The 20,744-nt window shown below is 58.3% G+C and carries 25 protein-coding genes and 2 tRNA genes; 18 read left to right on the top strand and 9 right to left on the bottom strand.

Going from position 1 to position 20,744, the window contains the following annotated elements; genetic code table 11:
* Positions 1 to 157 precede the first annotated feature (157 nt).
* A complete protein-coding gene (locus tag C8265_RS19850; RefSeq protein ID WP_108485560.1) occupies positions 158 to 1,021 on the top strand; it encodes a recombinase zinc beta ribbon domain-containing protein in 864 nt (287 codons plus the stop codon).
* On the opposite strand, the gene C8265_RS18925 is transcribed toward C8265_RS19850, so the two are convergent.
* Positions 1,011 to 1,085 (bottom strand) — tRNA-Thr (locus C8265_RS18925). The two genes, C8265_RS19850 and C8265_RS18925, sit on opposite strands and share 11 nt — an antisense overlap.
* 135 nt (positions 1,086 to 1,220) lie before the next feature.
* Between C8265_RS18925 and C8265_RS19610 the strand changes: the two genes are divergently transcribed.
* The 13 genes from C8265_RS19610 to C8265_RS18865 all read left to right on the top strand — a co-directional run bounded on the left by C8265_RS19610 (position 1,221) and on the right by C8265_RS18865 (position 9,304).
* A complete protein-coding gene (locus C8265_RS19610; RefSeq protein ID WP_164512401.1) occupies positions 1,221 to 1,388 on the top strand; it encodes a hypothetical protein in 168 nt (55 codons plus the stop codon).
* An 11-nt stretch (positions 1,389 to 1,399) separates the two neighbouring features.
* Positions 1,400 to 2,665, top strand: a complete 1,266-nt coding sequence (gene murA / locus C8265_RS18920) for a UDP-N-acetylglucosamine 1-carboxyvinyltransferase (protein ID WP_108485559.1) — start codon at positions 1,400 to 1,402, stop codon at positions 2,663 to 2,665.
* The gene (locus C8265_RS18915; protein WP_108485558.1) at positions 2,662 to 3,114 is read left to right on the top strand and encodes a DUF2948 family protein; all 453 of its coding nucleotides are present in this window, start codon (positions 2,662 to 2,664) and stop codon (positions 3,112 to 3,114) included. Before murA ends, C8265_RS18915 begins: the two co-directional genes overlap by 4 nt.
* Before the next feature lie 58 nt (positions 3,115 to 3,172).
* Positions 3,173 to 4,474 carry a histidinol dehydrogenase gene (gene hisD, locus C8265_RS18910; protein WP_108485562.1) on the top strand — a complete coding sequence of 434 codons (1,302 nt, stop codon included), beginning with the start codon at positions 3,173 to 3,175 and terminating at the stop codon, positions 4,472 to 4,474.
* Complete coding sequence (locus C8265_RS18905; RefSeq protein ID WP_108485557.1) at positions 4,471 to 4,932, top strand: UPF0262 family protein; 462 nt, start codon at positions 4,471 to 4,473, stop codon at positions 4,930 to 4,932. Before hisD ends, C8265_RS18905 begins: the two co-directional genes overlap by 4 nt.
* Before the next feature lies 1 nt (position 4,933).
* Positions 4,934 to 5,392 (top strand): arsenate-mycothiol transferase ArsC, encoded by a 459-nt coding sequence (locus C8265_RS18900; protein ID WP_108485556.1) that lies wholly within the window; start codon positions 4,934 to 4,936, stop codon positions 5,390 to 5,392.
* Positions 5,389 to 5,784 (top strand): nuclear transport factor 2 family protein, encoded by a 396-nt coding sequence (locus tag C8265_RS18895; RefSeq protein WP_108485555.1) that lies wholly within the window; start codon positions 5,389 to 5,391, stop codon positions 5,782 to 5,784. Before C8265_RS18900 ends, C8265_RS18895 begins: the two co-directional genes overlap by 4 nt.
* A complete protein-coding gene (locus C8265_RS18890; protein WP_108485554.1) occupies positions 5,781 to 6,368 on the top strand; it encodes a GNAT family N-acetyltransferase in 588 nt (195 codons plus the stop codon). Before C8265_RS18895 ends, C8265_RS18890 begins: the two co-directional genes overlap by 4 nt.
* Positions 6,365 to 7,240: a nitrilase-related carbon-nitrogen hydrolase gene (locus C8265_RS18885; protein ID WP_164512400.1), complete on the top strand. Its 876-nt coding sequence runs from the start codon at positions 6,365 to 6,367 to the stop codon at positions 7,238 to 7,240. Before C8265_RS18890 ends, C8265_RS18885 begins: the two co-directional genes overlap by 4 nt.
* 70 nt (positions 7,241 to 7,310) lie before the next feature.
* Positions 7,311 to 7,529, top strand: a complete 219-nt coding sequence (infA, locus tag C8265_RS18880; RefSeq protein WP_099828246.1) for a translation initiation factor IF-1 — start codon at positions 7,311 to 7,313, stop codon at positions 7,527 to 7,529.
* 3 nt (positions 7,530 to 7,532) lie between these two features.
* Positions 7,533 to 8,105, top strand: coding sequence for a Maf family protein (locus tag C8265_RS18875; protein WP_108485552.1), 573 nt, complete (start codon positions 7,533 to 7,535; stop codon positions 8,103 to 8,105).
* The gene (locus tag C8265_RS18870; protein ID WP_108485551.1) at positions 8,102 to 9,115 is read left to right on the top strand and encodes a ribonuclease E/G; all 1,014 of its coding nucleotides are present in this window, start codon (positions 8,102 to 8,104) and stop codon (positions 9,113 to 9,115) included. The genes C8265_RS18875 and C8265_RS18870 overlap by 4 nt, the downstream gene beginning before the upstream one ends.
* Positions 9,116 to 9,124: 9 nt before the next feature.
* On the top strand, positions 9,125 to 9,304 hold the full coding sequence (locus tag C8265_RS18865; RefSeq protein ID WP_108485550.1) for a DNA gyrase inhibitor YacG: 180 nt from the start codon (positions 9,125 to 9,127) through the stop codon (positions 9,302 to 9,304).
* Here the strand turns inward: C8265_RS18865 and yihA are convergent.
* From yihA to rpmH, 8 genes are all read right to left on the bottom strand, one after another.
* Positions 9,301 to 9,948: a ribosome biogenesis GTP-binding protein YihA/YsxC gene (gene yihA, locus C8265_RS18860; protein WP_108485549.1), complete on the bottom strand. Its 648-nt coding sequence runs from the start codon at positions 9,946 to 9,948 to the stop codon at positions 9,301 to 9,303. The two genes, C8265_RS18865 and yihA, sit on opposite strands and share 4 nt — an antisense overlap.
* Positions 9,945 to 10,694, bottom strand: a complete 750-nt coding sequence (locus C8265_RS18855; protein WP_108485548.1) for an MOSC domain-containing protein — start codon at positions 10,692 to 10,694, stop codon at positions 9,945 to 9,947. Before C8265_RS18855 ends, yihA begins: the two co-directional genes overlap by 4 nt.
* Complete coding sequence (yidC, locus tag C8265_RS18850; RefSeq protein WP_108485547.1) at positions 10,694 to 12,526, bottom strand: membrane protein insertase YidC; 1,833 nt, start codon at positions 12,524 to 12,526, stop codon at positions 10,694 to 10,696. The genes C8265_RS18855 and yidC overlap by 1 nt, the downstream gene beginning before the upstream one ends.
* Before the next feature lie 59 nt (positions 12,527 to 12,585).
* A complete protein-coding gene (locus tag C8265_RS18845; protein WP_108485546.1) occupies positions 12,586 to 14,193 on the bottom strand; it encodes a GGDEF domain-containing phosphodiesterase in 1,608 nt (535 codons plus the stop codon).
* 96 nt (positions 14,194 to 14,289) lie between these two features.
* Positions 14,290 to 15,144 carry a tRNA 2-thiocytidine(32) synthetase TtcA gene (ttcA, locus tag C8265_RS18840; RefSeq protein WP_108485545.1) on the bottom strand — a complete coding sequence of 285 codons (855 nt, stop codon included), beginning with the start codon at positions 15,142 to 15,144 and terminating at the stop codon, positions 14,290 to 14,292.
* A 50-nt stretch (positions 15,145 to 15,194) separates the two neighbouring features.
* A complete protein-coding gene (gene yidD / locus C8265_RS18835) occupies positions 15,195 to 15,416 on the bottom strand; it encodes a membrane protein insertion efficiency factor YidD (protein ID WP_108485544.1) in 222 nt (73 codons plus the stop codon).
* Positions 15,413 to 15,790, bottom strand: a complete 378-nt coding sequence (rnpA, locus tag C8265_RS18830; RefSeq protein ID WP_108485561.1) for a ribonuclease P protein component — start codon at positions 15,788 to 15,790, stop codon at positions 15,413 to 15,415. The genes yidD and rnpA overlap by 4 nt, the downstream gene beginning before the upstream one ends.
* A 23-nt stretch (positions 15,791 to 15,813) precedes the next feature.
* Complete coding sequence (gene rpmH / locus C8265_RS18825) at positions 15,814 to 15,951, bottom strand: 50S ribosomal protein L34 (protein ID WP_108485543.1); 138 nt, start codon at positions 15,949 to 15,951, stop codon at positions 15,814 to 15,816.
* Between the two features lie 274 nt (positions 15,952 to 16,225).
* On the opposite strand from rpmH, the gene C8265_RS18820 reads away from it, so the two are divergent.
* The 4 genes from C8265_RS18820 (at position 16,226) to C8265_RS18805 (ending at position 20,053) form a co-directional block, all read left to right on the top strand.
* On the top strand, positions 16,226 to 16,954 hold the full coding sequence (locus C8265_RS18820; protein ID WP_108485542.1) for a TVP38/TMEM64 family protein: 729 nt from the start codon (positions 16,226 to 16,228) through the stop codon (positions 16,952 to 16,954).
* A gap of 4 nt (positions 16,955 to 16,958) precedes the next feature.
* Positions 16,959 to 18,374: a dihydrolipoyl dehydrogenase family protein gene (locus tag C8265_RS18815; protein WP_108485541.1), complete on the top strand. Its 1,416-nt coding sequence runs from the start codon at positions 16,959 to 16,961 to the stop codon at positions 18,372 to 18,374.
* Between the two features lie 129 nt (positions 18,375 to 18,503).
* On the top strand, positions 18,504 to 19,904 hold the full coding sequence (locus C8265_RS18810; RefSeq protein WP_108485540.1) for a sensor histidine kinase: 1,401 nt from the start codon (positions 18,504 to 18,506) through the stop codon (positions 19,902 to 19,904).
* Positions 19,905 to 19,976: 72 nt separating this feature from the next.
* A tRNA-Arg gene (locus C8265_RS18805) sits at positions 19,977 to 20,053 on the top strand.
* Positions 20,054 to 20,744 lie beyond the last annotated feature (691 nt).

Genomic DNA, 20,744 nt, shown 5'->3' with positions numbered 1-20,744 from the left:
AATACATCAATGGGTTCTACAATCCGCGCCGCCGTCACTCAGCACTCGGCTGGAAAAGCCCTGTCGCCTTCGAACGAAAGGTGGCTTAAACGAGCACTTGGGGCGGCACGAAAGCGCGACAGGTCCAAAAGATCGCAAGGATGGAACGCTCCGCCCGATGACCATCACGCGCCTTCTCAAGAAGGTCGTGTATGCAGGATATGTGGAAGCTCCCAAATGGGGCGTCTCTGTCAGGGAGGGGCAGCATGAAGGTCTGATCTCTTTCGAGACATACCAGCGTATTCAAGATAACCTGGAAGGCAAGAAACGCGCTCCGGCAGCGCGCAAGGACTACCACGTCGATTTCCCGCTACGCGGATTCGTGGCTTGTAACTGCTGTGGCAACGCAATGACGGCGGCCTGGTCAACGGGCAAGACCAAGCGATACGCATACTACCGCTGCGAGACTCGCGGCTGCGAAGAGAAGAGCAAGTGTATTCCACGTGCGAAGCTGGAAGACGGCTTCGAAGCGATCCTCCGCAGCCTTGCCCCATCGAAGAAGCTCTTCAAACTGGCGCGGGTAATCTTCGCGGATGTGTGGGAGATGCGTAGCCAGCAGGTGCGCTCTCAGCAAGCCGAGTGGAAGCGTCAACTCAAAGAAGCGGAGAAGCAGATCGAGGAACTGCTCGACCGTCTTGTTGATACCGACACCAGAACCGTCGCGAAGAAGCTTGAAGAGCGTATCGACAGGCTGGAGCGGCAGAAGTTTGTATTGGCTGAGAAGGCCTCAAAGCCGATGCCGACAAGGGCGAGGCTGGAGGAATGTATGGAACTCGCACTAAGGTTCCTGTCAAGTCCTTGGAATATTTATAAAAATGGCAGTTATGCGGTGAAGCAAACGGTGCTCAAACTGGCCTTCGCGGAGCCGCCCAAATACTGCCGAGTCAACGGGTATGGAACTCTGGAAACTTCGTTCCCTTTCAAGGTGTTAGGGAGCATCGCAGGGCCCAATTATGGGCTTTGTGGAGAAATGGTGCTGTGAGAGAGGATTGAACTCTCGACCTCACCCTTACCAAGGGTGTGCTCTGCCACTGAGCTACCACAGCTTAATCTGTGGCGGCTGGATAGACGGTTGTGCGCGGGGGTGCAAGGGGGGAATTGTTGGTTTTTACGCCATAGTTTACGCAACGGGCGAAACCATCCAATCTGGACCAATGCTTGATGCTGCGTTAGAAACTGCTATGGCAAAATCCAGCAACACCCAAAAGCCCGTAAAAACTGTCACGGCGCGCGAGGCGCGGTTGAAGGCGGCGCTCAAGGCGAATTTGGCCCGGCGCAAGGCACAAGCGCGGGCGCGGGTGGTAAAAGATGAGAAAACAACTGGCGATGACGCCGGATCAGGCACGTAAGGGGCAGGCAAATGGATTCAATCGTAGTGCGCGGTGGCGGAGAGCTGCACGGTGATATTCCCATAGCAGGGGCGAAAAACGCGTGCCTGACGCTGATGCCTGCCACATTGCTCAGCGATGAACCGCTAACGTTAACCAACGCGCCACGTTTGTCTGATATTGCCACGATGACCGCTTTGTTGCGGTCACTGGGCTGTGAGGTCAGCAGTTTGCAGGGCGGCCAGGTGTTGGTGATGTCGTCGCACGATCTGAACAATCACACTGCCGATTACGATATCGTGCGCAAAATGCGTGCCTCGATCCTGGTATTGGGGCCGATGCTGGCGCGCGATGGCCATGCGGTGGTGTCATTGCCGGGCGGTTGTGCCATTGGCGCGCGCCCGGTTGATCTGCACCTGCGCGGGCTTGAGGCGCTGGGCGCGCAGTTGGAATTGCGCGATGGCTATGTGCATGCCAAGGCGCCCGGCGGGCTGAAGGGTGGGGTGATCGATTTTCCGCTGGTGTCGGTGGGCGCGACAGAAAATGTTCTGATGGCCGCGACTTTGGCCAAAGGCACAACCACGATCAACAATGCCGCGCGCGAACCTGAAATTGTCGATCTGGCGCAATGCCTGCGCCGCATGGGCGCACAGATTGAGGGCGAGGGCACGTCGACCATCACGGTTGAAGGCGTTGAAAAACTGAACGGGGCGACACATCCGGTTGTCACTGACCGGATTGAACTGGGTACATATATGTTGGCGCCGGCGTTTTGCGGCGGTGAGGTGACCTGTCTGGGCGGGCGAATCGATTTGGTTGGCGCGTTTTGCGAAAAACTGGATGCTGCAGGGATCAGCGTCACGGAAACGCCGCGCGGTCTGACCGTAGCGCGCAAAAACGGCCGGATCAGGGCGGTGGATATCACCACCGAACCGTTCCCGGGCTTTCCCACCGATCTGCAGGCGCAGATGATGGCGTTGTTGTGTACGGCCGATGGGACCAGCGTGTTGGAAGAAAAGATATTCGAAAACCGGTTCATGCATGCGCCCGAATTGATGCGTATGGGCGCACAGATTGATGTTCAGGGCGGGACGGCCACGGTCACCGGGGTGGAAAAACTGCGCGGTGCGCCAGTGATGGCCACCGATTTGCGCGCCTCGGTGTCGTTAATTCTGGCCGGGTTGGCGGCCGAGGGCGAAACCGTTGTCAGCCGGGTGTATCACCTCGACCGCGGATATGAACGGGTTGAGCAGAAGCTGAGCGCGTGTGGCGCCAGAATTGAAAGGTTGCGCGCATGACCCGGGATGCCAGATTTGAGGACGGCGCCGCAAAACCTCTGCGGCTGCAGGCGTTGAGCGGCGAAGATCTGACCGTGATTTCATCGCTCGTGCAAGATGCGGTTTTTCCGATAACCGAGATGAAATTTGACCGTGCCGCGCGGCGATTTTCCCTTCTTCTCAATCGCTTCCGGTGGGAAGATAAGACGCCCAAACCGGAGCGGGTGCAAACCGTACTGACGTTTGAAAATGTCATGCGTGTGCAAAGCAGTGGCATTGACCGGGGCGATAAGGATCAGATTCTTTCGCTTTTGTCGGTGGTACTGGACGGTGAAACCGACCGTACGATCCTGACTTTGGCCGGGGATGGCGCGATTGCGGTTGAGGCATCGGCGCTGGATGTGGCGTTGCGCGATGTGACGCAACCTTACCGCGCGGTTTCGGGCAAAACTCCGCACCATCCCGACTAGCCGAGGCTTGAGCCTGCTGCACTGCGGCGGTATGGATTGCGCGAACGGAGTGTTTGCCATGCCCCATATCCTATCGACGTCCGATGCCGATTTTGAAACCCGCTTTGCCGGGCTGTTGACCATGAAACGCGAAGACAGCCCCGATGTGGATGCCACGGTGGCTGATATCATCGCTGATGTGCGCGCCCGGGGCGATGCGGCGGTGATTGCGCTGACCGCGAAATTTGACCGGCTTGATCTGACGCCTGAAACCCTGGCGTTTTCCGAGGCGGAAATTGATGCCTATTGCGCACAGGTGTCGCCCGAAGATCGCGCCGCGTTGGAATTGGCCGCCGAACGCATTCGCGCTTATCATACCCGACAGATGCCCAAGGATGAAAGCTGGACCGATGATGTCGGTGCGACACTTGGCTGGCGCTGGACACCGGTGGGTGCGGCGGGCCTTTATGTGCCCGGTGGCACGGCATCCTATCCCTCATCGGTGTTGATGAATGCGATTCCGGCCAAGGTGGCAGGGGTTGAGCGTTTGGTGATTGTGGTGCCAACCCCGGATGGGGTGGCCAACCCATTGGTTTTGCTGGCGGCGCGCCTGTCGGGCATTGATACGGTGTACCGCATTGGCGGCGCACAGGCGATTGCCGCGCTGGCCTATGGCACCGAAACCATCGCGCCGGTCGATAAGATCACCGGCCCTGGCAATGCTTTTGTGGCGGCGGCGAAACGGCGGGTGTTTGGCAAGGTCGGTATTGATATGATCGCCGGGCCGTCGGAAATTCTGGTCATTGCCGATGGTGACAATGATCCCGATTGGATCGCGCTTGATTTGCTGTCGCAGGCCGAACACGACGAAAGCGCGCAATCGATTCTGATCACCACCGATCCGATGTTGGCCGAAGCCGTGGCCGAGGCGGTCGCACTGCGCCTTGAAACGCTGGAGCGGCGGGCGATTGCCGGTGCATCCTGGCGCGACTTCGGGGCGATCATTACGGTGAATGATCTGGGCGAGGCGGCGGCGCTGTGCGATCAGATCGCGCCTGAACATCTGGAATTATGTGTCGACAACCCCGAAGCTTTGGCCGCCAATATCGCCCATGCCGGTGCGATTTTCATGGGCAAATGGACGCCCGAGGCGATTGGTGACTATATTGGCGGGCCAAACCATGTGTTGCCCACTGCGCGTTCTGCACGATTCAGTTCGGGATTGTCGGTTCTTGATTTTCTGAAACGCACGACGATGGCGAAAATGTCGCCCGGTGCGTTGAAATCCATCGGCCCGGCTGCCGAACGTCTGGCCACATCTGAAAGCCTTGAGGCGCACGGATTGTCAATCACGGCCCGATTAGAGCAATTGAACCGATGAGCGTTTTAACAGACATCCAGATTGACGATACGGGCCTGCCCGCGCCCACGCCCCAGATCGAACAAGAACGCAAGGTGGCGATTTTTGATCTGGCCGAGGATAATTCCTTTGTGTTGCAGGGGCATGATGGCCCGCTTCATCTGTTGTTGGCGATTCGTGAACGGCGGCTGGTGTTTGATCTGACCACGCCGGATGCGGAGAAAGTGGCGGAATTTCATCTTTCGCTTGGGCCGTTCCGTCAGGTGGTAAAGGATTATTTTCAAATCTGTGAAAGCTATTTCGATGCGGTGAAAAAGCTGCCGCCATCACAGATTGAAACCATTGATATGGCCCGGCGCGGCATTCACATGGAAGGTGCGCGTGTGTTGCAAGAGCGGTTGGAGGGTAAGGCCGAAATTGATATTGACACCGCCCGCCGTCTGTTCACGCTGATCTGCGTGCTGCATTTCGGCGGATAGGGTGGCGGATCTGCCGCAATCCGTGTTGTTTTGTTGTGACCACAACGCCGTCCGCTCGCCCATGGCTGAAGGCATGATGAAATTGTTTTACGGCACCGCCTGTTATGTCCAATCGGCCGGCGTGAAGGGCGAAATGGAGATTGACGGATTTTCGGTTACCGTTTGCCGCGAACTGGGTGTTGAGTTGGAGCGTCACCGCGTGCGATCCTTTGACGAAATGGCGCAATGGGGCGACGATGTATCGGGGTTTGATCTGATCGTGGCCCTGTCGCCGGCATCGCAACGCCGCGTGTTGGAGTTGACGCGATTCTATCATCTTGACGTCGAATACTGGCCGATCCTTGACCCAACGGGTCTGGGGCAGGGCAGGGAAGACAAACTCAGGGGCTATCGTGAAGCCCGCGATCAGATAAAGGGCCGGATGTTGGCCCGATTTGGCCCGCCAACGGAGGATGTATGACACCTGAACAGATAGTCACCGCCTATTTCACGGCCTTCAACGCCGATGATCCCGCAGCAATGTTGGATATGGTCACCGATGACATTGAACATCACGTGAACGAGGGGGCAGTGCGCCATGGAAAACCCGCCTTCGCGGAATTTCTGGCGATGATGCAAACCGCATATCGTGAACAGGCCAAGGATATCGTCGTGTTGACCGGGCCAGATGGCCGTATGGCGGCCGAATTTACGATTCACGGCACATATCTGAAAACTCAGGAAGACTGCCCGCCCGCCCGTGGTCAGACGTATGTGTTGCCAGTGGGGTCATTTTTCACGCTGCGCGACGGAAAAATCGCGCGTGTCACAACATTTTACAATCTTGCCGATTGGCTGGATCAGGTGACATGACGCTGCGCTATGAAACCCTGACCGGAACCGATGTTGAGGCGGCGCTGGATGATCTGGCCCGCCTGCGCATCACCGTGTTTCGCGATTGGCCATACTTATACGATGGCGATCTTGATTATGAACGCGGCTATATGGCCAGTTATCGCGATGCGCCGGGCGCGATACTGATTGCGGCTTACAGCGATGATCGTCTGGTCGGGGCGGCCACCGGCACCCCCATGCTGGATCACGCAGAAGCATTTGGCGCACCGTTGAAAAAGGCAGGTTTGACCCCGGAACAGACGTTTTATTGCGCCGAATCCGTGTTGTTGACTGAATTTCGCGGCCAGGGGGCCGGGAACGTGTTTTTTGACCTGCGCGAGGCGCACGCCCGCACCTTGGGGCACAGCCATTGCGCGTTTTGTTCGGTTCTACGTGATCGTGATGATCCACGCCGCCCCGCCGATTATCGGCCCTTGGATGGGTTTTGGGCCAAGCGTGGCTATCACCCGGTGGATCAGGCGTTCGCGTCGTTCAGTTGGAAAGATCTGGGCGCGCGGGAAGAAACCGAAAAACCATTGCAATTATGGGCGCGCAAGCTGTGAAGTTCGCGGTTTCCGCATGGCCGGTAGAGCGGCACCCGGATTGGGCCGGTTATGTTGCAAAACTGCAATTTTGGGTGCGGGATGCGGCGCAAAACGGTGCTGAATTGTTGGTTTTTCCCGAATATGCCGGGTTAGAGGCAGCATTGATCGGGGCCGCGCCCGACGCGCCCGACTGGCTATTGTTGGGCGACAGCGCCACGGGGGCCAACATCGCCCTGCACCGCGAACTGGCTAAGGCGCACGGGGTGCATATCGTCATGGGCAGCGCGCCATTCGCGACGCCGCGTGGATATGTGAACCGGGCGCATCTGATCACCCCCGATGGCCGGATCACGCATCAGGATAAACAAATCCTCACCCCGTGGGAGCGGCGTGAAACAAACCTGATCGCCGGGGACGCCCCGGCGGTGTTCGATACCGATCTGGGGCGTATTGCCGTGCTGATCTGTTATGACAGTGAATTTCCCTTGTTGACCCATGCGCTGAACGCCGATCTGTTGCTGGTGCCATCCTGCACCGATGCACCGACGGGGGCGGCACGCATTCGCATTGCCGCCATGGCCCGCGCATTGGAGGGACAGCGGATCGTCGCCAGCGCGGCCACCATCGGTGCGGTGCCCGATTGCGAATTTCTGGATGAAAATTGTGGGCGGGCAGGGGTGTATGCCCCGGCGGATGTCGGATTTTCGCAAGAGGGCGTCATTTACGAGACGCCACTCAATCAACCCGGCTGGGCTTTTGGCACGGTGGATCGCGCGGCAATGGCAAACGCGCGGGAATCTGCACAGGTTACCGTGCCCGGCCATTGGGAAGAACAGATAATAGCGGCAAAAGATGGAACTTTACGCCGCCCTGGTGCGATGTGCCCTTGAAAACCTCCGCATTTGGGCGCATCTATCTTGGCGTTCGCACTTACCGCGGGCGATTACAGTTGGAGTGAACATGGCCAAGGAAGAACTGCTCGAATTCCCCGGTGTCGTGAAGGAACTCTTGCCGAATGCGACATTCAAGGTCGAGCTGGAAAACGGCCATGAGATCATCGCACATACGGCAGGCAAGATGCGCAAGAACCGCATCCGCGTTCTGGCAGGCGATAAAGTACAGGTGGAAATGACACCCTATGATCTGACCAAAGGGCGGATCAACTATCGTTTCAAATAAGATATGCGGCTGATTCTCGGCTCTGGTTCGCCGAGACGGCGCGAACTGCTGGCGCAGTTGGGTTTGATCCCCGATGAAATTCGGGCACCTGACATTGATGAAACCCCTGCACAGGGCGAATTGCCGCGCCCCTATTGCGTACGCATGGCACGGGAAAAGGCGGCAGCCGTGACGCTGGCCGCCGGTGAGGTGTTGGTATGTGCCGATACCACCGTTGCGTTGGGCCGCCGCATATTGGGCAAGCCTGCGGATGCGGGCGAAGCGGCGCAATTTTTACACAAATTATCGGGTCGACGACACAGCGTGATCACGGCCGTTGCCGTGCGCACCCTTGATCGAACCTGGGAGCGTGCGGTGGTCAGCGACGTGAAAATGAAACGACTCAGCGATGTTGAGGTGAACGGATACCTTGCCACCAATGATTGGCAGGGCAAGGCCGGGGGCTATGCCATCCAAGGGCCTGCCAGCGCGTTCATTCCATGGATGCAAGGGTCGTACAGCGGGATCGTGGGCCTGCCATTGGCGGAAACCGCCGCATTGCTGCTGGCGGCCGGCGTGCCCGTGTGGCAACCATGAAGGGGCGCGCGGTGATCCTTGACCGGTTGGGCGACCGGTTGGCGGCGGCCATGGTGGTCGACGGGGTGCTGGACGATCTGTTGATCGCACCGCCCGATGATGTGCCCGTACCGGGCGCGATTTACCGTGCGGTGGTGGATCGCCCGATGAAAGGGCAGGGCGGCGCAATCGTGAAATTGCCCGAAGGGCGCGGATATCTAAAAGGCGCCAAGGGTTTGGCACCGGGCACCGTTCTCTTGGTGCAGGTGACCGGATTTGCCGAACCGGGCAAGGCCGTGCCGGTCACTGACCGGGTTTTGTTCAAAAGCCGCTATGCCATCGCCACGCCCGGCGCGCCGGGCATCAACATTTCACGCAATATCAAAGACGAGGATCGGCGCGAGGAATTGCTGCTTTTGGCACACGAGGCGATGGGAGAGCCGGGGCAGACCGGCCTTATCCTGCGCTCGGCGGCGGTGTCGGCCCCCGATGAACAGTTGGCCGAAGATATCATCGCCATGGCTGATCTGGCTGATTCTGTCGCGGGCCAGACCAAGGGCGCGCCCGAACTTTTGGTCGATGGTCCCGACACCCACACCCTGGCCTGGCGCGAATGGCCCGATCCCGATTCGATTTCGACCAAGGATGGCGGTTTTGCCGATCACGGTGTTGATGACATGATCGATGCGTTGCGCCGCGCCCATGTGCCGCTGGCGGCTGGATCGATGTATATCGAACCCACCCGCGCCTTGGTGGCGGTCGATGTGAATACGGGCGCCGACACATCACTGGCCGCTGGGTTAAAGGCGAACATCGCCTGTGTGCGCGCCTTGCCTGCGCAGTTGCGCTGCCGGGGCCTTGGCGGGCAAATCACGCTGGATCTGGCGCCGATGGCCAAAAAAGAGCGGCGACAGTTTGAACAGGTGTTGCGCGCTGCGTTTCGCCATGATCCGGTAGATACGATTTTAGCAGGCTGGACGCCGCTGGGCTGTTACGAGCTTCAGCGCAAGCGCGACCGCCTGCCATTATAAGGAGCGTTTATGGCCTGTCCGATTTGTAACCGCGAGCCGGAAAAGAAATACCGCCCGTTCTGTTCACTGCGCTGTTCCGAGGTTGATCTGGGCCGCTGGCTGACCGGCGCATATGTGATTCCCGGGGATGACCCCGATGATATCGACGCGGCAGATCGCGCCGCGCCACAACAGCAGAAACCCCATTAATCCAAGGTGGCGATGATCCCGCGCAGGGTGTCGATGCCAATGCCTTTGTCCGACGATGTCACGATGATTTCGGGATAGGCGGCAGGGTGGCGGGCCAGCATTTCGCGGGTGCGGGCCACGGCGGCGTCCAGATCCTTGGCCGAGGGTTTGTCGGCCTTGGTGATCACCACCTGAAAGGTGACGGCGGACTTATCCAACAGGGTCATGATGTCTTCGTCCACATCTTTGGCCCCATGCCGCCCGTCTATCAACACGAACACCCGGCGCAACGTGGCGCGGCCCGACAAGTATGCTTTCATCAGGCGCTGCCATTTTTCCACCGTCTTTACCGGCGCTTTGGCAAATCCATAGCCGGGTAAATCGACCAGATAATGCGATTCGCCACAGGTGAAAAAGTTGATTTCCTGGGTTCGCCCCGGCGTGTTTGACGCCCGCGCCAACGCCTTGCGCCCGGTCAAGGCGTTGATCAGCGTCGATTTTCCAACGTTCGAGCGGCCGGCGAAACACACCTCAAGCCGGTCATCGGGGGGCATGCCATCCATGGCCACCACGCCTTTGACAAAGTCGGTTTCGCCGGCAAACAAAAGCCGTCCAGCCTCGCGCGCGGCATCGTCGATTTCGGCAAAGGGAAACGTCAATTTCATATCAAACGGGCCTTATCATTCAGGTGAAGGGTGCCGCCGGTTATCACCTCGGCGCGCAGACCGAAATCGCGGTGCCCCCAGGTTTCAAGCGTGCCCAATATATCGGTGTCGCGCAGCCCCGTTTCGGGGTTGGCTGTGGGGGACATACAGCGTTCGATCCGCTCAACAGGGCGCAGGGTGACTTCGCCAATCCGGATGTCTTTGTCCAGCCAATCATGCTCTTCCCACGGGCCAAGACCGTCTAGCCACAGATTGCCGCGCCACCGCCGAATATCCAGGGGGCGGGCCAGTTTTTGTTCAACCGCGCGGTGGCTGGCCATGTTCATGATCGATACCGAAGGAAAACTGCTGTCGGCCATACCCCGCCCCGGAACCCGGACAACACGCGCCGAGGCCGCGCGATTTTGCGGCATCAACGGGCACACCCAGTCCAGAAACGCAGTGGCATCGCCATCAGGATCAAAGGTGAAATCGGGGCGATCCGGGTGGGTCAGGGTAACGGTGCCTGTTGTTTCATCCAGCGTGGCATCAATGGCTAACAGACCCGGTACTTTTGCCCCGATGGAAAAATTCGCGCAACGCGCCCAAGCTGTATCATCGGCCTGTGACATCTCGTGGGCAATGGCCCACCGGCGATCCCACGGCATGGTCTGTCCCGCGCTCAGCGTTACCTTTTGCAACGCTTCGCGCCCATGGGATTTGATAGGGTGGCGCCAGATTTGCACCAGGTGCGCGGCGCCCCCCATTATTTTTTCACCGGCCCTTTTGCGGGGGCTTCGGGTTTCTTTCTTTGGAACCCGCTTTTGATGTTGCCAAACACATCCGGCTTATATCCTTGGCTGCGCATGATCAGGTACTGCTGACTGAACGTAATCAGGTTGTTGGCGATCCAGTAAACCACCAGACCACTGGCAAAGCTGCCCAACATGAACATGAAAATCCAAGGCATCCAGGCAAAGATCATCTTCTGAGTTGGGTCGGTGGGGGCCGGGTTCAGTTTTTGCTGCAACCACATGGAGATGCCCAAAAAGATTGGCAGCACGCCCAGCGAGAAGATGAAAAAGATTGACCCCTGATCAGGTGTCGCCCAGGGCAACAATCCAAACAGGTTAAGAATGCTGCTGGGATCGGGCGCTGAAAGGTCACGGATCCAGCCGATCCAGGCGGCGTGGCGCAGCTCGATCGTGACAAAGATCACCTTGTAAAGTGAGAAAAAGATCGGGATCTGCATCAGAATGGGGAGGCACCCGGACGCTGGATTCACCTTGTTCTTCTTGTACAGCTCCATCATGCCTTGCTGCATTTTCTGGCGGTCGTCGCCGGCCTTTTCCTTCATCGCCTCCATTTGTGGCTGAAGTTCTTTCATCTTGGCCATGGAGACATAGGATTTATAGGCCAACGGCAACAGCAATGCCTTGAGCAGGAAGGTGAGCGCAATGATCGACCAGCCCATGTTGCCAATCAGCCCGTTCAGCCAATGCAGCACAAAGAAGATCGGCTTGGTGAGGAAAAAGAACCAGCCCCAGTCGATGGAATCAAGAAAGCCGACAATCCCACCTTCGTTTTGATAGCTGCGGATCGTTTCCCACTGCTTGGCACCGGCGAACAATTGCGTCGTGCTGGTGACGGTGGCCCCTGGCGCGATGTCCATCGTCGGCATCCGCGCTTCGGTCTGAAAAATGTCAGCACTGGCGTTGTATTTCGCAACTGAAGTAAAGGCGTTGCCCGGGGCCGGAATCAGCGAAGTCATCCAGTATTTATCGGTAAAACCAACCCATCCGTTGGCCGACACACCGATCACATCGGCATTGGCGCCCCAGCGGTCATCCGCAGGCTGATCGGGCATATCATCATAATCGATTTCCTGAAGTTCGCCATCTGACATCCGCACGACGCCTTCGTGCAAGATGAAGAAATTCGCCAGATTTGGCGGCATGCCCTGGCGGGAAATCGTTCCATAGGGGGCCATGCGCACGGCGGTTTCACCGGTGTTTTCAACCGATTGCGTGACGGTGAACATGAATTTGTCATCCACCGAGATATCGCGCCGGAAAATCAGGCCATTGCCGTTTTCCCAAGTCAACTGAACGGGGCTGTCCACGCCCAATGTGGTGCCCGCCGATTGCGTCCACAAGGTGTTGGCATCTGGCACGTCGTCAAAGCTCAACGCGCCACCGGGTGCCCAGCCGAACAAGGCGTAATAGGGATGCTGTTCACCGACCGGTGCCAACAATTCAACCAAGGGCGAATCCGGTGCAAGCGTTTCGCGATATGTCGACAAGGACAATCGGTCGATCCGTCCGCCCAGCAATGACAAGCTGCCAACCAGGCTGGGCGTTTCGACGTTGATGCGTGCAACATCATCACCGGCCACCTGCAGCCCACCGGGCGTGATCGCTGTGGTTGCCGGGGCTGTGGTGCCCGCAGCGGGCACCGTCGGGAGCAGCTCTGCCCCTGTCGTGGCAACAGGGGGTGTCACGGGTGCGGTGTCTTCCGGGGGGAAGAATATGAACCACACCAGGATCACGATAAAGCTGAGGCCTGTTGCAAGAATTAGGTTCTTGTTTTGATCGTCCATTCTTAACGCCGCCTGTGGAATTTGGGTCAGCCCGGTTCAATAGGGCGTGCGCCCAAAGGTCAAGCCGTTTTGCCGCCAAATCCCTTGGCCGAGGCTTTGCGACGCAATGATTGTCGCACATCCGGCTCAATTCCGCTGCTTATCATCGGCGGTTGTGTTTCGCCGCGCCGTAATGCCCAGGTTAACAGATCGGCGGATGGCATGGCGCGCGCGATGGCGTAGCCCTGAACATGGGCACAGCCCAATTGCGCCAAAGCCGAATGTTCACCAGATGTTTCGACCCCTTCGGCCAACACGTCGACGTGTAGTTGTGCCGCCATGGTCAGGATTGCCGCGATCATTGCATGTTGGTCCTTGTCGGTATCAACCGCCGTGACCAACGAACGATCAATCTTGATTCGGTTGACGCCGAATCGTCGGATGCCGTTGATTGATGCGCTGCCAGTGCCAAAATCATCAAGATCGATCAGGCAGCCAAGTTTGCCCAGCGCCAACAGGTTGCGCGCGACCATATCATCGGGGTCTGCCTTGGCCACCACAGTCTCCAACACTTCGACCCCGAGGCGGGCAGGCGGCAGGCCGTGACGATCCAGCGCCCACGAGATGCGATCAACCAAGGTCGGATCGGCCAGATCCTGTGCGCCCAGATTGATCGACACGCGTGGAATGTGGATACCGGCGCTGTCCCAATGCCAAAGCTGTTCAACGGATTGATGCAGGATCGTTTCGGTCAGCTTTACCATCATGCCTTGGGCATGTGCCGCGTCCAGAAATTGACCGGGCGCAAGAAGGCCATGTTCGGGGTGGCGCCAGCGTGCCAGTGCCTCAACCCCCGTCAGGGCGCCGGTGTCGGCACAGACCTGTGGCTGAAACCACGGTTCAATCTGACCGGCGTTGATGCCGGAAAGAACGTCAAGTTTTCCGTCGCCTACCCCATTTTTGGGTGTTGGGCGGTGCAGCATGCAACGGTCAAACGCCCTGATCGCGCGCGGGCCGTCTTTTTGCGCGGTGCGCAGGGCGGTTTGCGCAGCGGTGAAAAGATCGGGGGCGCCAGGATCAGTGGGCAGACGGGTATTGATGCAAAACCCGATACTGGTGGTCAGGTGCACCTTGAGGCCATCAACCATGATCCGGCGCGCCCCCGCGGTTTGGAGACGAAGGGCAGTTTGCACCGCGCTTTCCAGATCAATTCTGGGATTGGGGGGTAAGTAGACCGAAAACTGACCATCGCCCATATCTGCCAAAAGATCGCTGTGGCGCACTTCGCTTAAAAGATGTTCGCCAAGCTGCGTATTGATCAGGTTCAAGGCGCGGATGCCGTGTTGATGGGCCAATTCATCATATCCGTCGATGGCAAGGGCCACGCACAAGGATTGCCCCTGGCCGTGCGCCACCTGCGTATCGGCGGCGATGCGCGCCTTTATCAGGTCTGGGGTAACCGGCCGCCCGGGCGGATTGGTGGCCAGACTGCGCAGATGAAAGGGCCCCTCGCGGGTTGCGGTGCCCAGCAGATAGGCCAGACCGATGGCCAGGGTGAATAATAACCCCTCCAAACCACTGATGCCCACCGATATCCCGACAATTCCAATCGCGGCAAGCATCAGCACGCCGGGCGAAATGCCGCTGCGCCGGGCACGGATGAGGAATCTCTGTCGCAGGGTCGCCATAGCCAATGTCCTTGAGTTCAAAGATCGGTATGGCGTTAGGCGTAGGGCGGCAAAGTCAGGGATCGGTTAATGGCACTGCAAAATCTATCTCGGATTTTAATCAACTGGCCCCGGTTCATTTCCGTTTGTCGCCATGAGACTGGCGAAATCAAACAGTTTCGGGTCAAGCAGGTGACTGGGCCGGGCATTGGTCAGCGCGCGAAATATGACCTGTCGGCGGCCTGGATGATTTTTCTCCCATTGATCCAGAAGCCCTTTGATTTGCTGACGTTGCAACCCATCCTGGCTGCCGCATAAATCGCAGGGAATGATCGGGTATTTCATCGCATTGGCAAATTTTTCACAGTCCGCCTCGGCCACATGGGCGAGGGGGCGAAAAACCATCAGGTCGCCCTCTTCGTTCAACAACTTTGGCGGCATTGTGGCCAGACGGCCGCCGTGAAACAGGTTCATGAAGAATGTTTCAAGAATGTCATCGCGATGATGGCCCAATACGACAGCGCTGCACCCTTCCTCGCGGGCGATTCGATACAGATTGCCCCGGCGCAGGCGCGAACACAGCGCGCACATGGTGCGCCCGGCGGGCACCTTTTCCATCACGATTGAATAGGTATCCTGATATTCAACCCGGTGCGGCACCCCCATTTTCTTCAGAAATTCGGGCAGAACCGTCGCGGGGAAATTCGGCTGCCCCTGATCCAGATTGCAGGCCAGCAGATCAACAGGCAAAAGCCCCCGCCATTTCAGCTCATACAGGATGGCCAACAAGGTATAGCTGTCTTTGCCGCCGGACAGGCATACCAGCCACCGATCGCCCTTGGTTATCATGCCATAGGCTTCGATCGCTTCGCGGGTATCGCGCACCAGCCTCTTGCGCAATTTTTTGAATTCGGTGGTCGCGGGGGCCCCGAAGAACAGTGGATGAATATCGTCGGTATCTTCATCAAGCATGACAGATGCGGATCCTTTGCCCGAAATATGAACGAAAAAATGGCATCGTTTCAATCGGGAACATTGTCAATTCCGTGCCCGCCCCACGGGTTGCAGCGCAGGATGCGCCAAACCGTCAGCCAACCGCCTTTTACTCCGCCATGTTTTTCCAGCGCTTCAAGGGCATAGGCCGAACAGGTGGGGTGAAACCGGCAGCCGTGGCCAACCCACGGGCTGAATAAGACGCGATAGGCGCGCACGGGCAGGGCGAACAGGCGGGCGAGGGGGGTCATTGGTGAAAATGAGCCAAAGCACGCTTCAGATCAGCCTGAAGCGCGGCGAAATCGCGGGTGGCGGTGGTGTCACGTTTGCCGATCAGGACGTAATCCCAACCGTCGTGGCCATGTTCAGGCAGCACATGGCGCGCAATTTCGCGCAACCGCCGTTTGGCCCGGTTGCGGGCCACGGCATTGCCGACCTTTTTCGAACAGGTAAAACCAACGCGCATACCGTCAGCCTCACCCAGAGGCCGCTGGCGCGCCTGCAGCACAAAGCCGGGCATGGGTTTATATCCTGCCCGCGCAGCGCGCAGAAATTCGGCACGGTTCTTTAATCCGGTCAGCGTTGGGCGTGACAAAACCGCCGGTGGGGGTGCCAACGGCGGCATATCACACACAACAAAAGCCGTGATTACGCGCTGAGCTTTTTCCGGCCCTGTGCGCGGCGGGAATTGATGATCTTGCGTCCAGCTTTGGTGGCCATCCGGGCACGAAACCCATGACGGCGCTTGCGCACCAGGTTGGAAGGCTGAAAAGTACGTTTGGGCATCGCCGTTTCTCCGTCTGGGCGGCCCGCTCTTTTGGATTCGGCGACCGCGTCTATTCGAAGCTTGGTCTTTAGGGGGCTGATGGCGGCAAGTCAACAGGCCCGGCACGCCAAATCCTGCAACAATGACCACTTGCAGTGTTACAAACTCCCGCAAACTGCCCGGCAAAGCCCGGATTGTCATCAATGCCGCGTGAGCAGACCTGCCGCCCCCTATCGCAATGCAGAGCCAGAGGCCAGAAAGGCACAGACCCAAAGGACAGAGATATTGTACGCCATGACAGACAGCAGCCCCGACAAACCGGTATGGATTTCCCGATTGCCCCTGATCGCCATTGGGGTGGTGGCGGTGATCGGAGCGTTCACATTGCGTGATTATCTGACGTTTGAAACCCTGGCCGATAATCGCGAAACACTGATCGGGTTTCGCGATGCCAATTATGCGCTGACGGTGGGCGTATTTATTGCCGTCTATATACTTATCGTGGCGTTTTCATTGCCGGGCGCGACAATCGCAACCCTGACAGGCGGATTTCTGTTCGCCACCTTTCCGGGTGCCCTGTTCAACGTCACCGGCGCAACCCTGGGTGCGATTGCCATCTTCATGGCGGCGCGCTGGGGCTTGGGCGAACGGTTGGCGGCGAAAATGGAAAGCGGACAGGGCGCGGTGAAGAAGATCAAGGATGGCATTGATGAAAATCAGTGGTCGATGCTGTTTCTGATTCGCCTCGTGCCTGCGGTGCCGTTTTTTGTGGCCAATCTGGTGCCGGCACTTGTTGGCGTGTCGCTGTTCCGGTTTGCCGTGTCCACCTTTATCGGGATCATTCCGGGGGCTGTGGTTTACACCTCGGTCGGGGCCGGGTTGGGCGCGGTGTTTGCACGGGGCGAAACCCCGAATTTGGGCGTTATATTCGAACCTCACATTTTACTACCGATTCTGGGGCTATGTATATTGGCGGCGTCGCCGATTGTGTTGAAAGCCGTGCGCGGCAAAAAAGGGATTTGAGCCAATGAAACGGATCAAGACAGATATTTGCGTGATCGGCGCGGGGTCAGGCGGGCTGTCGGTCGCGGCGGGTGCGGTACAGATGGGCGCCAAGGTTGTGCTGATCGAGGGGCACAAGATGGGCGGCGACTGTCTGAACTATGGATGTGTTCCGTCAAAATCGCTGATTGCCGCGGCCAAACAGGCCGAAACGGTGCGCAAAGGCGGGTTTGGCATTGCTCCGGCCCCGCCAAAGGTGGATTTTGCCGCCACCAAGGACCATCTGCGCCATGTTATCGAAACAATCGCACCGGTTGACAGCCAGGAACGTTTTGAGGGCTTGGGATGCACCGTGATCCGCGAATTTGCGCGCTTTATCTCACCAACCGAGGTGCAGGCAGGCGACACCGTGATCACCGCGCGCCGATTCGTCATTGCCACCGGATCGGGGCCGTTTGTGCCGCCCATTCCGGGGGTTGAAGACACACCGTTTTACACCAATGAAACCATATTCGATTTGCGCGAAAAGCCCGATCACCTGATCATCATCGGTGGTGGGCCGATTGGCATGGAAATGGCCCAGGCCCACCGGCGCCTGGGCAGCAAGGTAACCGTGATCGAGGGCGACACAGCCATGGCCAAGGATGACCCGGAACTGGCCACCATCGTACTGAACACCCTGCGCGGCGAAGGAATCGAAATTGTCGAAGGCGCGCAGGCGAATAAGATTGCGGGGCAGGAGGGCGCGATTTCGGTTGAAACCAGCGCGGGAACTTTTCGTGGCACCCATCTGTTGATGGCTGTGGGGCGCAAGGTGAATATTGATAAATTGGATCTCAAGATCGGCAATATCGCCCATGATCGCGCTGTAACGGTTGACGACACCCTGCGCAGCACCACCAACAAACGTGTTTACGCGGTGGGCGACTGCGCCGGGGGCCTGCAATTCACCCATGTTGCCGGGTATCATGCGGGCATCGTGGTGCGGTCGGTCGTTCTTGGGCTGTTTTGGTCAAAAGCGAAAATCGATCATATCCCGTGGGTCACATACACCGATCCCGAACTGGCCCAGGTCGGATTGACCGAGGCGCAAGCGCAGAAAAAGCACGGTGCCGGACTTGAGGTGGTGCGCTTTGCCTATGATGAAAACGACCGCGCCATTGCCGAGGGCAAAACCAAAGGTCTGATCAAGGTAATGGTGGCCAAAGGCCGCCCGGTGGGGGCCAGCATTGTGGGCGCGCATGCGGGTGAATTGATCGGCATGTGGGCCATGGCCATTGCCAACGGCCAAAAGATGACCGCCATCGCCAACACCGTTTTGCCGTATCCCACGATTGCCGAAATCAACAAACGCGCGGCGGGGCAATATTTTTCGCCGCGATTGTTTGACAATCCAACGGTGAAAACCATCGTCGGGTTGGTTCAGCGGTATCTGCCCTGACGTGGCGGGGGCGCGCGGCATGTGCGGTTCAGGCGGCGTATTGCTGCTGACGTTGCGGCGCGCGCCCGTGTTGTTTCTGGCGTTTCATGATACGCGCAACCCCGTCGGCGGGCCGAAAGGGGGCATAACATGATCAACTCACTGTCCGGTCGGTTTCTGATTTTGACGATTGTATTCGTCATGTTGGCCGAAATCCTGATCTTTGTACCCTCGGTCGCGCGTTTTCGTGAGGATTATCTGATTTCCCGGCTGGAGCGGGCGCAAATCGCGTCTCTGGCATTATTGGCCAACAACATGATCGACGAACAGCTTGAGGCAGAGCTGTTGGAAAATGCCGAGGTGTTGAACGTGGTGCTGTTGCGCGATTCGGTGCGCCAATTGATCCTGTCATCGCCAGTGCCATCACCGATTGATGCAACCTATGATTTGCGTGATCCGGAGCCTTGGGTACTGATGCGCGACGCGTTGAAAGTGGTCTTTGCCTCGCGCGACCGGGTGATCCGGGTGATCGGCGATCCGGTGCGCAACGCCGGTCTGCAGATCGAGGTAACGCTGCGCGAGGCCCCGTTGCGCACGGCGGTTCTTGACTATGGGTTGCGGATCTTGGCGCTTTCGGCGGTGATTTCCATCATCACCGCGCTGCTGCTGTTTCTGGCGGTGCGCCGGTTTCTGGTGGTTCCGATCAAAGGCGTGATCACCGCCATGTCAAGCTATGCCGCCGCACCCGAAGACGCGCGCCGCATCATCAAACCCAGCGCCGGCGTGCGCGAATTACGCGAGGCCGAAGAGGCGCTGCAAACCCTGCAAACCCATCTGACGGCGGCCTTGCGCCAAAAAGACCGCTTGGCGCAATTGGGCAGCGCGGTTGCCAAGGTGTCGCACGACCTGCGCAATATTCTGACCACGGCGCAGTTGTTCACGGATCGCTTGGAGACCAGTGCCGATCCCTCGGTGCAACGCATGGCACCAAAATTGGTGAATTCCATCACCCGTGCCGTCAATCTGTGCGAATCGACCCTGGCTTTTGGCAAAGTGTCCGAGGCGCCGCCGATGTTGGCGCGTGTCGAGCTGGCACCGATTATCCACGATGTGGTCGATGGTGAACGCCTCGCCAGCGGTGAGCATGACGTCAGCTTTGCCGAGGATGTGCCGCTGGGTCTGGTGGTGCGGGCCGATGGTGAACAATTATACCGTCTTCTGGGCAATCTGATCCGCAATGCCCGACAGGCGATCATCGCCAGCGGCAAGCCCGGCGAGATTTTCGTGCAAGCCACCGAAACCGATGCCAATTGGCGCATCACCGTGCGCGACACCGGCCCAGGCCTGCCGCCAAAGGCCAAAGAGCATTTGTTCACCGCCTTTCAGGGGCAGGCCCGCAAAGGTGGCACCGGCCTGGGCTTGACCATCGCCGCAGAATTGGCGCGCGGTCATGGCGGCACATTGGAACTGGTGCAAACCGGGCCCGAGGGAACGGAATTCGCCCTGATCCTGCCCAAAACCCTGATTGCGCAGGATGAGCCCGCAGTGTGAATATTCGTTCGATAATTCCGCGATAAACCCCTTGCACTCCCCACCGCCCAAGGCTAAACCGCCCTCACTCGCGCGCTGGTAGCTCAGTTGGATAGAGTACTTGACTACGAATCAAGGGGTCGGGGGTTCGAATCCTCCCCAGCGCGCCATTTCAGTTTTGTTGAACGTCAGATGACTTTGATCTTGGCGTCATAAACTGACCTGATCCCGTATCTCGCCGCTTGTGGGCCTGTTCCGTTGATCTGACTTCCGTTTCCGAAAATCAGGGGCTATTTGAAGGCCAGACGGCGAAGCCGCCTGCTCCTGCAAATCTGCCACGTGGCGAACGCGGGAGGGGGCGAGGCAATGCAATTCGACAGGGGTGGTGCGGCCCACAGGCGCAGCCGAGGACCCGGCCCGGTCTAATTGGGTTGCCCGAGGGGGAGGGCCGCGCCCTCACCCTTCTTTTCTTTAGGTCGGCTGTGGTCGGGCATTCCTGCCATTGGCAGACTTGGAACCAACACCACGCCCCGTCTATCTTGCGTCTGCATTTGAGGGCGCTGTGCGCAGAGAGATCAATGCTGACTTGAATGCTACAGAAGGTAAGCCTACACCCATGTCCGATTATTGTTTGGAGCTAGTCGTGCTGAAATCTCCGGAAGACGCTTTCAACCTGCTCGAACGATTAGATGCACCAAGACGATTGATAAAACACCTCGAATTGGTTGGGGAAGTGAACCGCCCCGGGTTTACCGGAGAGTAAAACTCTCCAAGGATGAGCCCTATGACACAGAGAAAACCCACCCCGTCCTACACGGCTGAATTTCGCGCACGCGGCGTTCGGCTTTTCAAAGAGAACCG

Source organism: Oceaniglobus ichthyenteri (assembly GCF_003057885.1).
GTDB lineage: Bacteria > Pseudomonadota > Alphaproteobacteria > Rhodobacterales > Rhodobacteraceae > Oceaniglobus > Oceaniglobus ichthyenteri.
Note: the sequence above shows the minus strand (reverse complement) of the source record. Positions and strands in the feature narration are given on the sequence as shown.

What these genes read in the sequence shown, in the direction of transcription:
- C8265_RS18815 (WP_108485541.1), top strand. Translation starts at nt 16,959, where the DNA reads ATGAAACGGATCAAGACAGATATTTGCGTGATCGGCGCGGGGTCAGGC.
- C8265_RS18865 (WP_108485550.1), top strand. Translation starts at nt 9,125, where the DNA reads ATGGCCTGTCCGATTTGTAACCGCGAGCCGGAAAAGAAATACCGCCCG.
- C8265_RS19850 (WP_108485560.1), top strand. Translation starts at nt 158, where the DNA reads ATGACCATCACGCGCCTTCTCAAGAAGGTCGTGTATGCAGGATATGTG.
- C8265_RS18870 (WP_108485551.1), top strand. Translation starts at nt 8,102, where the DNA reads ATGAAGGGGCGCGCGGTGATCCTTGACCGGTTGGGCGACCGGTTGGCG.
- rnpA (WP_108485561.1), bottom strand. Translation starts at nt 15,790, where the DNA reads ATGCCGCCGTTGGCACCCCCACCGGCGGTTTTGTCACGCCCAACGCTG.
- C8265_RS18855 (WP_108485548.1), bottom strand. Translation starts at nt 10,694, where the DNA reads ATGGGGGGCGCCGCGCACCTGGTGCAAATCTGGCGCCACCCTATCAAA.
- C8265_RS18845 (WP_108485546.1), bottom strand. Translation starts at nt 14,193, where the DNA reads ATGGCGACCCTGCGACAGAGATTCCTCATCCGTGCCCGGCGCAGCGGC.
- C8265_RS19610 (WP_164512401.1), top strand. Translation starts at nt 1,221, where the DNA reads ATGGCAAAATCCAGCAACACCCAAAAGCCCGTAAAAACTGTCACGGCG.
- infA (WP_099828246.1), top strand. Translation starts at nt 7,311, where the DNA reads ATGGCCAAGGAAGAACTGCTCGAATTCCCCGGTGTCGTGAAGGAACTC.
- C8265_RS18915 (WP_108485558.1), top strand. Translation starts at nt 2,662, where the DNA reads ATGACCCGGGATGCCAGATTTGAGGACGGCGCCGCAAAACCTCTGCGG.
- rpmH (WP_108485543.1), bottom strand. Translation starts at nt 15,951, where the DNA reads ATGCCCAAACGTACTTTTCAGCCTTCCAACCTGGTGCGCAAGCGCCGT.
- C8265_RS18890 (WP_108485554.1), top strand. Translation starts at nt 5,781, where the DNA reads ATGACGCTGCGCTATGAAACCCTGACCGGAACCGATGTTGAGGCGGCG.
- C8265_RS18895 (WP_108485555.1), top strand. Translation starts at nt 5,389, where the DNA reads ATGACACCTGAACAGATAGTCACCGCCTATTTCACGGCCTTCAACGCC.
- C8265_RS18820 (WP_108485542.1), top strand. Translation starts at nt 16,226, where the DNA reads ATGACAGACAGCAGCCCCGACAAACCGGTATGGATTTCCCGATTGCCC.
- C8265_RS18905 (WP_108485557.1), top strand. Translation starts at nt 4,471, where the DNA reads ATGAGCGTTTTAACAGACATCCAGATTGACGATACGGGCCTGCCCGCG.
- C8265_RS18810 (WP_108485540.1), top strand. Translation starts at nt 18,504, where the DNA reads ATGATCAACTCACTGTCCGGTCGGTTTCTGATTTTGACGATTGTATTC.
- ttcA (WP_108485545.1), bottom strand. Translation starts at nt 15,144, where the DNA reads ATGCTTGATGAAGATACCGACGATATTCATCCACTGTTCTTCGGGGCC.
- C8265_RS18875 (WP_108485552.1), top strand. Translation starts at nt 7,533, where the DNA reads ATGCGGCTGATTCTCGGCTCTGGTTCGCCGAGACGGCGCGAACTGCTG.
- murA (WP_108485559.1), top strand. Translation starts at nt 1,400, where the DNA reads ATGGATTCAATCGTAGTGCGCGGTGGCGGAGAGCTGCACGGTGATATT.
- yihA (WP_108485549.1), bottom strand. Translation starts at nt 9,948, where the DNA reads ATGAAATTGACGTTTCCCTTTGCCGAAATCGACGATGCCGCGCGCGAG.
- hisD (WP_108485562.1), top strand. Translation starts at nt 3,173, where the DNA reads ATGCCCCATATCCTATCGACGTCCGATGCCGATTTTGAAACCCGCTTT.
- yidC (WP_108485547.1), bottom strand. Translation starts at nt 12,526, where the DNA reads ATGGACGATCAAAACAAGAACCTAATTCTTGCAACAGGCCTCAGCTTT.
- yidD (WP_108485544.1), bottom strand. Translation starts at nt 15,416, where the DNA reads ATGACCCCCCTCGCCCGCCTGTTCGCCCTGCCCGTGCGCGCCTATCGC.